Origin of the sequence: Mesorhizobium sp. M7A.F.Ca.CA.001.10.2.1 (genome assembly GCF_003998575.1) — a bacterium.
Classification (GTDB): domain Bacteria; phylum Pseudomonadota; class Alphaproteobacteria; order Rhizobiales; family Rhizobiaceae; genus Mesorhizobium.
The window spans coordinates 1-7,516 of the sequence record NZ_RZQY01000272.1 but is presented as its reverse complement, the minus strand read 5'-3'; the positions used below and the strand labels follow the sequence as shown (position 1 = coordinate 7,516).

At 63.2% G+C, this 7,516-nt stretch carries 7 protein-coding genes, 2 pseudogenes and 1 riboswitch; of the genes and pseudogenes, 2 read left to right on the top strand and 7 right to left on the bottom strand.

The window, feature by feature from the left end; all coding sequences use genetic code 11:
- Positions 1–46: 46 nt before the first annotated feature.
- The 4 genes from EN964_RS18250 to EN964_RS18235 form a co-directional block, all read right to left on the bottom strand.
- Positions 47–967 (bottom strand): pirin family protein, encoded by a 921-nt coding sequence (locus tag EN964_RS18250; RefSeq protein WP_127270330.1) that lies wholly within the window; start codon positions 965–967, stop codon positions 47–49.
- 39 nt (positions 968–1,006) lie between these two features.
- Entirely contained in the window at positions 1,007–1,273 is a 267-nt protein-coding gene (locus EN964_RS18245; RefSeq protein WP_127268719.1) for a DUF2277 domain-containing protein, read from the bottom strand.
- Between the two features lie 110 nt (positions 1,274–1,383).
- Positions 1,384–1,635 (bottom strand): exodeoxyribonuclease VII small subunit, encoded by a 252-nt coding sequence (locus EN964_RS18240; protein ID WP_127268720.1) that lies wholly within the window; start codon positions 1,633–1,635, stop codon positions 1,384–1,386.
- 3 nt (positions 1,636–1,638) lie between these two features.
- Positions 1,639–2,565, bottom strand: a complete 927-nt coding sequence (locus EN964_RS18235; protein WP_127270331.1) for a histone deacetylase family protein — start codon at positions 2,563–2,565, stop codon at positions 1,639–1,641.
- A gap of 121 nt (positions 2,566–2,686) precedes the next feature.
- A riboswitch (cobalamin riboswitch) is annotated at positions 2,687–2,867 on the top strand.
- Between the two features lie 2 nt (positions 2,868–2,869).
- Between EN964_RS18235 and bluB the strand changes: the two are divergent.
- A pseudogene (gene bluB / locus EN964_RS38635) lies at positions 2,870–3,544 on the top strand (5,6-dimethylbenzimidazole synthase); the annotation flags it as partial.
- Positions 3,545–3,666: 122 nt separating this feature from the next.
- Here bluB and EN964_RS18225 read toward each other — a convergent pair.
- Positions 3,667–4,649 (bottom strand): annotated as a pseudogene (locus EN964_RS18225) (hypothetical protein).
- A gap of 287 nt (positions 4,650–4,936) precedes the next feature.
- A complete protein-coding gene (locus tag EN964_RS18220) occupies positions 4,937–5,545 on the bottom strand; it encodes a TetR/AcrR family transcriptional regulator (protein ID WP_127268181.1) in 609 nt (202 codons plus the stop codon).
- A gap of 121 nt (positions 5,546–5,666) precedes the next feature.
- Between EN964_RS18220 and EN964_RS18215 the strand changes: the two genes are divergently transcribed.
- A complete protein-coding gene (locus EN964_RS18215) occupies positions 5,667–6,890 on the top strand; it encodes an MFS transporter (protein WP_127268180.1) in 1,224 nt (407 codons plus the stop codon).
- A 38-nt stretch (positions 6,891–6,928) separates the two neighbouring features.
- Here the strand turns inward: EN964_RS18215 and EN964_RS18210 are convergent, their stop codons facing one another.
- A complete protein-coding gene (locus tag EN964_RS18210; protein ID WP_127268179.1) occupies positions 6,929–7,471 on the bottom strand; it encodes a GNAT family N-acetyltransferase in 543 nt (180 codons plus the stop codon).
- Positions 7,472–7,516 lie beyond the last annotated feature (45 nt).

The following is a 7,516-nucleotide window of genomic DNA, read 5'->3' as shown; positions in this document are numbered from 1 at the left end:
GTCTTTTGTCTATGCATTTCGTTCTGCCACTTTCCGGCGACGGGCATCAGCTTTCCGGCAGCGGGATGAACTCTTCCTCGTCTCCGGGAACGATGTCGAAGCGGCCCGCCTTCCATTCTTGCTTGGCCTGTTCGATGCGCTCCTTCGATGAGGAGACGAAATTCCACCAGATATAACGCTTCGAACCAAGAGAGGCGCCGCCGAACAGCATGAAATGCGCGCCGGTCAGCGACGACACGACGATCTCGTCACCGGGACGGAACACCAGCAGCCGTTCGGCTGGGAACACATCGCCCGAAATCGAGACCTCGCCCTCCAGCGTGTAAATGGCGCGTTCTTCCGCATCGGCCGGGATTTTCACGCTGGCGCCGGGCGCCAGGCGCAGGTCGGCGTAGAGCGTCTCCGAGTCGGCCCTGACCGGCGACCGCAACCCCTGGAAATCGCCGATGATGAGGCGCCCGTTGACGCCTTCGGCATCGATCTCGGGAAGCCTGAGCGCTCCTGTGTTCTCGAAAACCGGTGCCACCTCTTCCTTGTCGTCCGGCAGCGCCAGCCATGTCTGCAGACCGGATACCGACATCGGCGCGCCACGCAGTTCCTCCGGCGTACGCTCCGAATGGACGATGCCGCGGCCAGCGGTCATCAAATTCACGTCGCCGGGCTGAATGACCATTTCGGTGCCGAGTGAATCGCGGTGCCGGATCTTGCCGTCGAACAGATAGGTGACCGTCGACAGGCCGATATGCGGATGCGGACGGACGTCGAGCGCCTGGCCGGCCCGCAGGATGGCAGGACCCATGCGGTCGAAGAAGATGAACGGCCCGACCAGCCGCCTTTTTGCCGTCGGCAGGGCACGGCGCACCTGAAAACCGCCGATGTCCTTGGCGTTCGGAATGACCATCAATTCGATCTGGTCGCTGGCAAAGGCGTCGCCTGCCTCAGGGTCTTTCCCGGGGAAGAAGCTCATGGACTCTCCTTGTCGGCCGTCGAAGGCCGCCTGGCCGCGTCAGGCAAAGCGGATCGCCGCCTTTGCCCGCAGCTTGGCCGCCACCTCTTCGCGATTACGCGGATGCTGATGGGTTTCCAGGGAATCGAGCAGTTCGCGCGCCGAGGCCGCGATGGCTTCGACGGCATGGTCGAAGGCGTGCTGGTTCTGCTTCGAGGGTCGCGTCGTTCCGCTCAGCTTGCGGACGAACTGAAGAGCCGCGTCGCGCACCTCGTCAGGGGTTGCCGGCGGATCAAAATTGAACAGGGTCTTGATGTTTCTGCACATCGCTTCCGTATCTCCTCTTGTCCTTGAGCTGTTTCAATCGGGACGAGTTATATCCTCGATCATGATCATGTCCAAAAACCGGTGAGGCGAGCCTATGTTCGGACCGGGCCTCAATCCGCGTCGAGCGGCTCCGTTCCGACCGGCTTGCCGTCGCGCGACAGCCTGATCTTCTCGACCTTGTCCTCGGCGGCCTTCAGCAGCCGGTCGCAATGCGCCTTCAGCGCCTCGCCACGTTCATAGATCTTGATCGACTGGTCGAGCGGCACGTCGCCACGCTCCAGATCATCGACGATCTTCTCCAGCGCATCGAGTGCCTGCTCGAAGCTCATCGCCTTGACGTCTTCGTTGGTCTCATCGGCCATCATTCATCCTTTCATCAGTCGCCCGACATGGGCGGCGACCGAAAATGCCAATCCCTGCAGATCGTAGCCGCCCTCGAGCAGGCTGACGAGCCGGTTGCCGCTGTGGCGTGCCGCGCGCTGCATCAGTTGGCCGGTCGCCCAATCGAAATCATCCTCGGTCAGATTGATCTCGGCCAGCGGATCGCGGTGGTGCGCGTCGAACCCCGCCGAAATGATAATCAGGTCGGGCGCGAAATTGTCGAGCGCGGGCAGGACGCGCGACAGGAAGGCATCGCGAAACACCTCGCTGCCAGTCTGCGGCGCCAGCGGCGCGTTGACGATGTTGCCGGCGCCCGTTTCGTTCTTCGCTCCGGTGCCGGGATAAAGCGGCATCTGGTGTGTCGAGCAATAGAGCACCGACGGATCGTCCCAGAAAATGTCCTGCGTGCCATTGCCGTGATGCACGTCCCAGTCGACGATGGCAACGCGTTCGACACCGTGTTTCTTCTGCGCATAACGCGCCGCGATCGCCGCCGTGTTGAACAGGCAGAAGCCCATGGCCGTGGTCTTTTCGGCATGATGGCCGGGCGGCCGGGCGGCGACGAAGACGTTGTCGGCGCGGCCCGAAAAGACGTCATCGACGGCGGCGTTGGCGGCGCCGATCGCGGTGATCGCCGCTTGCCAGCTCTTCGGACTGGCAGTGGTGTCGGCATCGATGCGGGCAATCCCCTCGTCGGGAATGGCGGCGCGCACGCGGGCGACGAAATCGGCGGGATGCGCGTAGAGGATGGTGGCCTCGTCGCCTTCCGGCGCCTGGATACGATCGAGCCCGGCAAAGGCTTCCTCATCGAGCACGCGCTCGATGGCACGCAAGCGGTCGGGCCGCTCGGGATGTCCGGGCGGCGTGAGATGCTCGAGGAAGATCGGATGGGTGTAGAGACGGGTGGTCATCGTCCTAATCTAGTGACCCGGATCGACAAAGGCCATGCACGGGCGGCCGATGACTGGGGAAAATCGCGACTGCGTCCATTCGCGTCGCTGCAAGCATTGGCGTCCTCAGCACTTCGGCGTAAGGTTTTTGGTACTGCCTGGTGCCCGCCGCAAGCGGGAGAATCGGGAACACGGTTGAATTCCGTGGCGTGCCCAACGCTGTGAGGGGGACCGCGCCGGTAAATGCCACTGTCGATGACGGGAAGGCACCGGACGCGGGTTGATCCCGAGCCAGAAGACCGGCCTGGCAGGCATCGTCATCCGCATGGTCAGGCGGATGATATCAATTGCAATCGCAAGGGGACAAGCGATGCCGGAACACCTGACCGCTGCTGTTGGCGACGGATTTGACCAGAGTGCGCGCGATGCGGTCTATCGCGCCATGTTCACACGGCGCGACGTGCGCAGCCATTTCCTGCCCACCGCGATCGATGACGACGTGCTGGCGCGGCTGCTGCTTGCTGCCCATCACGCGCCATCGGTCGGCTTCATGCAGCCATGGAATTTCATTGTCATTCGTGACATCGAGCGACGGGCGGAGGTGCGCGACCTGTTCCTGGCCGCGCGCGAGCAGGAACTGCCGGCGATCGACGAAGAGCGGCAGGAACTCTACCGCAAGCTCAAGCTGGAAGGCATCTGCGAAAGCGCGCTCAACATCTGCATCACCTGCGACCGGCAGCGCTCGAAGGGTTCGCCGCTGGGACGCTGGCACAATCCGGAGATGGATCTCTACAGCACCGTCTGCGCGGTGCAGAATTTCTGGCTGGCCGCGCGTGCCGAGGGCGTCGGTGTAGGCTGGGTCAGCATCATCGAAGCGCAGGCGCTAAAGCGGCTGTTGGCCATTCCGGACCACGTAACGCCGATCGCCTATCTCTGCGTCGGCCGTGTTTCCGAGTTCGCTCCCAAACCGGACCTTGAAACGCATGGCTGGGGACGGCGGCTGCCGCTGCCGGAGCTGATCATGAGCGAGACCTTTTCCGGGCAAGGCGAGACACAGCTCAAATCCACCGTGGCGCGCCTCAACACCGTTTCTGCCTCACCAGACATCCCCCGCCCGGCCGATCAGGGTGTGGCGCCGGCCGTAGCCCAGCGCGAACCGCCGAAGGAGGCGAGCGCCTTGTCCTTGAGCTCCCTGAACTTCGACGACGCCTCGGCCAGCCGGGCGTCCCAGGCCGGATCCGGCACCTGGCCCGCGATGGTCTTGAAATAGACCTGCATCAGGCAGGCGATGGCGAAGGGTTCAATGAATGCCGCCTTGAATGCCCAGGCGAAGACGATGGCGAGCACAAAAGCCCAGCCGGCGAGCTGGCCAGGCATCAGGAACAGAATCGCGCCGGCAGGCGCCAGCATCATCAGAAAGATGATGAACGACACGCCCCACATGATGACCGCCAGCCAGACGGCGTTCTTGACCATGACCTTGCCGTTCTGGGCATAGAGCACGACGCCCTGGCGCGCCGTCTCGAAGGGCGAGGCTGAATTGATGCGGATGTTGTAGCCGAGGATGATCTCGTCGACATAGGTCAGCGACAGGCGGATCACCGTGTTGATGAAGGAGACCAGGCCGCTCAGGCCCGGTATCGGCAGGAAGGCGGCGATGCCGCCGAGCAGGCCGGTGATGGCGCGGATGGCGCCCTTGACGAGTTGGTCGACGACGAAAAGGATGTTGGCCTCGGCGAAACGCTGGGTCACGATATCCCTGGCATAGGCGATCTGGTCCTGACGCCGGGAATGTCGCGGCCGTCGATCAGATGAACCATGACGGCGATGTGGCCGGCCTTGACGACATAGAGGATGTATTCGCGGATCCAATACACAGCGATCGAGACGAGGCCAAACCCGACCACGCCGCCCCACAGGGCAAAGGACATGGGCCCGTCGGGATCAGTGGAGATATGGCCGACGCCATAGCCGACCGAGGCGCCGGTGCCCGTCGCCATAATGTAGGCCAGCGTGATGCCGAAATAGACGATCATGCGAAAGACGATGAACGGCCAGGTCCGCATCATGATGGACACCGACCGGCCGATCTCAAAATCCCACATGTGCCCCGAATCTCCGCCTCAGAGATGGTGGAAGAGGATGGACTCAACCCGGCGATTGTCAATTGCCGGCCCTGACGCCAAAGGGCAACGAATTCGGGCTAACGGGTTTCTTCGGAGCCTTCGCCGGCGCGTAGGCTGACGGAGCATCAAACGAAAAACCCGCCTGTGCGGCGGGTCACTGGCGCAAATCAGCACCATGGACGAATATGTACCTTAGCTGAGGTCACCGAGTCAAGAAAAAATTCCTATCGGGAACAGCTGCCGGCACGAAAGCTCCGGTGGGAACTTCAATTCGACTGCGGGTCCGGCTTCTTGAGCAGGCCTTCGAGCAGTTGCTTGAACGCCGTCACCACCTTCTTCGACGTCGCTTCGGGGTCGCTCGAATTGGCGATCCGTTGCGCTGCCTGGCTGCTCGCTCCGTTGATCAGTCGCGAGGCCGTCTCGGGGTCGAGGCTGGAGACAACGACCCCCTCCTCCTGCAGCGCGGTCAGATGGTCGGTCATTGAAGCGATGCACGCACTGCAATTCGGCCATTGCGCTGGATCCCCCAGCACGGCCGGGCCATCCCGGAACATGATGCGCTGGATTTCCGGCTCCAGCGCCATCTCGATATAGGTCGAGCACTCGTCGACGAAATGCTGCCAACGGGTCGGCGCTCTCGACGCGACCTCATTGATGCGCGCCGCCATCTCGCCGTCAATCTGGGCTATGACCGCCTGCAGCAGCCCCTTTTTGTCGCCGAAATGATGATAGAGCGCGCCGCGCGTCAGCCCGGCCGAAGCGGTGAAATCATCCATCGAGGCTTCCGCATAGCCTGTTGTGCCGAAGGCATGACGGGCCGCCGCGATCAGCTTGGCGCGCGTCTCGGCGATCATCTCCTTGCGGGGTCTGTGCATGGCTTCTGGCCCTATTCACATACGCAACGTATGCCAATTGACATACGCGACGTATGGTCTATTTAATGATCATACGCTCCGTATGTAATTGTCCAATCGTCCTTTGTCGAGGAACCAACCGATGCAAAATCCCTACGCGGAAATCTTTCGTGCCCCGGGAGCCAAGGGCTTTGCGGCCGCCGGCTTCATGGCGCGCCTGCCGATCGCCATGGCGCCCATCGGCATCGTGGCGATGCTGTCGCAGACGCGTGGCGAATACTGGCTGGCCGGAGCCGTCTCGGCGACATACGCGCTGGCCAACGCCTTCGTCGCGCCGCAGATATCGAGACTGGTGGACCGCCTGGGCCAGACACGAATCGTGGTGCCCACCACCATCATCGCGGTGCTGGCTTTCGCGGTCCTGATAGCGGCGGCCAACCAGGACTGGCCGGTTTGGACTCTGTTCGTATCGGCACTGCTGGCCGCCGCCATGCCAAGCATACCGGCGATGGTGCGCGCGCGCTGGACGGAGATTTTCCGGGGGCGGCCGCAGATGAACACCGCATTCGCCTTCGAGTCCGTGGCCGATGAACTGGTCTATATCGCCGGGGCATCGCTATCGGTCGGCCTGAGTGCCGCCCTGTTCCCGGAAGCCGGCGTTCTGGTGAGCACATTATTTCTCGCATTCGGATCAGCGGCCTTCATCCTGCAACGCTCGACCGAGCCCCGGGTGCGGCCGGTCGACCATAACTCAAGCGGCTCGGCGATCCGCCTGCGGCCGGTTCAGATCATCACCCTCGCCCTGATCTTCATCGGCGCAACCTTCGCGACGACGGAAGTGACCACCGTGGCGATCACCAAGGAGCTTGGCCAACCGGGCGCCGCCAGCCTCGTCATCGGCGTTTATGCGCTGGGATCGTTCGTGCTCGGCATCATCGTCGGCGCGCTCAGCCTGAAGGCGCCGCTGAAACGCCAGCTGGCCATCGCAGTCGCCCTCGTCGCGCTCGGCACGCTGTTGCCGCTCACCGCCGACACCGTGCCACTGCTGGCGCTGACCGTGTTCATCAGCGGTGTGGCGATCTCGCCGACCTTCATCACCGCGTTCGGCCTGATCGAGCGGCATGTGCCGGAAGCGATGCTGACCGAAGGCATCACCTGGGTCATGACCGGCATCGGCATCGGCATGGCGCTGGGCTCGTTCGCGGCCGGCGCGATGGTGGATGCGTTCGGCGCCAAGAGCGGGTTCTGGGTGTCGGTGGCTTCAGGCACGATCGCACTGGCCACGGTGCTGCTCGGCCAACGCAGCCTTGCCACGACTGAGTGCGAGATGGACGGATGCGAAGCAGCCGCGATTGCCGCGGAATAGTTCCGGCGCGTCCGGGCTTTAGGACCGGGCGCGCCGCTCTAGGCGGCCGGGCCTGAAATATTGGCTTTTCCCGGGTGCGCCAATGCCAAAAGTATCGTTGGCGCCCCGCGCAGCATCACCTCTTTTTCGAAGGCGAAGCCACATTTCTCCAGCACCCGTCGCGAGGCCGGATTGGCGGGGCGGACGAGGCCGACAACCCGATCGGCACGCAAGGGGCCGAACGCGGTGCGCAGTGCTTCCATCACCAATTCCGTGGCATAGCCATGTCCCCAGGCCGCCGGATGAAGATGATGGGACAGGTTCAGACCGTCGAAATCCGCCGATACCGTGACGCCGCCGAAGCCGATCAACTTTCCATCCGCCTCGACTGCCCAGCGGCCAAAGCCGTGCTTGTCCCAATGACCGATGTCGCGCCTCAGCCGCGCGGCGCTCTGCTGGGCTCTATCCGGAACAGGGTCGGGTCGATGCGCAACAAGCTCCCCGCGCGAAAAGAGATCGATCAGGAAATCCAGATCAGCCTCTGCCGGGCGGCGCAGCAAAAGCCGCTCGCTGCGCTGGCTGGAAGGCAGGGGCGCATTCATCCGTCTTCTCCGGCAACCGGATCGGCGGGAGGCTCAGAGGATCTC